Below are 2164 nucleotides of genomic sequence, written 5' to 3'. Positions count from 1 at the left end.
CACCCCCCCGCCCCCCCCCCCCGGCCCCCAAGCCCCCCCCCCGGGCCGCGCCCCCGCCGGCCGCCCCCCCGCGGGCCGGCCGGCGCCCCCCGGCCCGGCGCCGGGTGACTATGCGTCCTCGCTGAGCCCGGTGAGGGACTCGGTCATCGCAGAGCGGGGTTCTTGCGGGCGGTCCAGATGGCGAGGGCCGCGAGCAGGGCGCAGGCGCCGCCGAGCCACAGCACACTCTGGAGGGTGAGCGTGTCGACGATGACGCCGCCGACCAGCGCGCCGAGGCCGATGGAAAGGTTGAACACGGCCACCCAGAGCGAGGACGCCGCTTCCACGGCCTGCGGGGCGGACTTGATCATCCAGGTCTGGAGGCCCACGGACACACCGCCGTACGCCAGACCCCAGACGGCCAGCAGAATCCCGCCGCCGATCGCGGTCTGCCCCAGCAGCAGGAAGAGCGGCATCGCGATGACCAGGGCCACAGCGGTGTACAGCACGCTCCGGTACACCTGGCGGGAGAGCGCGGCACCGGCGACGAAGTTACCGATCATGCCGGCCACACCGAACCCGAACAGCAGCGGACCGACATAGCGCTCGTCGATCCCCGACAGCTTCTGCAGTACCGGGCTCACGAACGTGTAGGCGGCGAAGTGACCGAACACGATGAGCACGGTCGCGATGATGCCGACGCGGACGCCCGGGTTGCGGAACTGCTCCATCAGCAGCTTCGGCCGGATGACCTGGGAGGCGGTCAGCCCCGGCAGCACCACCAGCAGGGCTATCAGGGTGATGAGCGCCAGGGCGCTCAGCGAGGAGAAGGCGAGACGCCAGCCGGTGAAGTCGCCGAGCAGGGTGCCGAGCGGGACACCGAACACATTCGCGGCTCCGACACCGCCGAAGATGACCGCGGTGGCTCGCGGCACGTCGGCGGGGGCGACGAGCCGGACGGCCAGACCACTGGCGACCGCCCAGAAGCCGCCGATCGCGATACCGACCAGCACCCGGGAGGCCACCAGCACCGAGAAGTTCGGCGCGAGGGCGGTGGCCAGGTTGGACACGGTCATCAGGGTCATCAGCCCGATGAGCAGGATCCGCCGGTCCATCGCCCCGACGAGCATCGGGACCAGCGGTGCCGCGAACGCGGCGACGATGCTGGGCACCGTCACCATCAGCCCCGCCGTGCCCTCGGAGACCGACAGCGCGGATCCCACAGAGGTCAGCAGACCGATCGGCAACTGCTCGGCGGTCACCAGCAGGAAAGTCCCCAGAGCCACCGCCCAGACCGCTATCCAGCGGCTCTTCTCCGGGACCTCTGGTTCCTTCGCCTGGGCAGGGGTCTGTTCTGCGGTCGTCAACGGAGTCTCCTTCAACAGTTCGGGAGCGAGTGCTCCCATATCGATGACGGTAGTATGGGAGCGTTCGCTCCGCAAGTTGGGTAAGGTGAATACATGGCACGCCCCCGACAGTTCGAAGAGAAGAACGCGGTCGCCTCTGCGACCGAGCTGTTCTGGCGACGTGGCTACCACGCCACTTCCGTGCGGGACCTGGGCGACAAGCTGAGACTCACACCCAGCAGCCTGTACCGGACGTTCACGGACAAGCACACACTGTTCCTGCGCGCGCTCGACCACTACCGGGCCACCGAATCGGCCCAGGCCAGGCAGCGATTGGACGTGTCGGACCGCCCGGTCCGGGAGGTGCTGCGGGAATGGATGCTCTGGCTGGTCACCTGCCCGCCCGACGGCAAGTCCGGCCGCGGCTGCTTCATGGTCAACACCGCCACCGAGCTGGGCACCACCGATGAGAAGGTCCGTCAGCGGACCGAGGCCGCGTTCGAGGTGACCCGGCAGGCTCTGCGCTCGGCGCTGGCCGAGGGCCGCGACCGCGGCGAACTCTTCGACGACCTCGACATCGACGACGCCGTGGAACTGCTCTTCACCACAGTGCTCGGCCTGCGGGTGCGGGAACGCGCCGGCCACGACCTCAAGCGTCTGACCGCCGCGATCGATCTCACGGTCCGGACCCTGGGACCGGCGCCCGCGGAACCCGCCCGGTGACACGGGGCCCAAAAGCGGCAGGGCCTGTCTGACGGCTTCCACCGGACTCGCGCACCTCCCCCGGCTGCCGCCGGGACGTCCTGGCGTCGCCCTCCCCCCGGGCCGGGGGGAGGGCG

General features: G+C 70.3%; 2 protein-coding genes. One reads left to right on the top strand and one right to left on the bottom strand.

The window, feature by feature from the left end:
• Positions 1–143: 143 nt before the first annotated feature.
• Positions 144–1346, bottom strand: coding sequence for an MFS transporter (locus IE247_RS18550; RefSeq protein ID WP_190124272.1), 1203 nt, complete (start codon positions 1344–1346; stop codon positions 144–146).
• Positions 1347–1439: 93 nt separating this feature from the next.
• On the opposite strand from IE247_RS18550, the gene IE247_RS18545 reads away from it, so the two are divergent.
• Positions 1440–2048: a TetR/AcrR family transcriptional regulator gene (locus tag IE247_RS18545; protein WP_190124271.1), complete on the top strand. Its 609-nt coding sequence runs from the start codon at positions 1440–1442 to the stop codon at positions 2046–2048.
• Positions 2049–2164 lie beyond the last annotated feature (116 nt).

The organism is Streptomyces inusitatus, assembly GCF_014651115.1.
Classification (GTDB): domain Bacteria; phylum Actinomycetota; class Actinomycetes; order Streptomycetales; family Streptomycetaceae; genus Streptomyces; species Streptomyces amakusaensis.
Note: the sequence above shows the minus strand (reverse complement) of the source record. Positions and strands in the feature narration are given on the sequence as shown.

Excerpts from the sequence above, each read along its gene's own strand:
- IE247_RS18545 (WP_190124271.1), top strand. The coding sequence starts at position 1,440 with ATGGCACGCCCCCGACAGTTCGAAGAGAAGAACGCGGTCGCCTCTGCG.